Source organism: Bradyrhizobium sp. UBA2491 (genome assembly GCF_002341725.1).
Classification (GTDB): domain Bacteria; phylum Pseudomonadota; class Alphaproteobacteria; order Rhizobiales; family Xanthobacteraceae; genus Bradyrhizobium.
In genome coordinates this window covers 127,984-128,290 of the sequence record NZ_DDOP01000081.1, presented here as the reverse complement: position 1 = coordinate 128,290, position 307 = coordinate 127,984, and the positions used below count along the sequence as shown (strand labels likewise).

The 307-nt window shown below is 59.0% G+C and carries 1 protein-coding gene; it reads left to right on the top strand.

Features of this window, described 5'->3' with window-relative positions:
* Positions 1–189 (top strand): DUF6881 domain-containing protein (locus tag B2W55_RS28575; RefSeq protein WP_414631659.1); only part of this gene is annotated, 189 nt, incomplete at its 5' end.
* Positions 190–307 lie beyond the last annotated feature (118 nt).

Below are 307 nucleotides of genomic sequence, written 5' to 3'. Positions count from 1 at the left end.
CTTCGTAAGGTCGAAATCTTTCCCGACGGAAGGATGCTGTATGCCGATCCTGACGTCGAGTTCGAGGAGACGGGCCTGAGCACGATGCCATTTCCACCGCTTGAGAAGATCGCCGCCGATCCCGAGTCCGAGCTGGAAGTGATATCAAAGGCCGAGTTCGAAAAAATCTGGGCAATGGCGACGGCGTAAACGGGTTTCGCTGCTGCACGGCACGATCCGCAAGCACGGCCAACAGATCAAGACGGTGCGGCTTCGCAACGCCGCTGGCTTTAGCGAGTGCATCGCCGCAGCGGAAAGGTGTCCGACC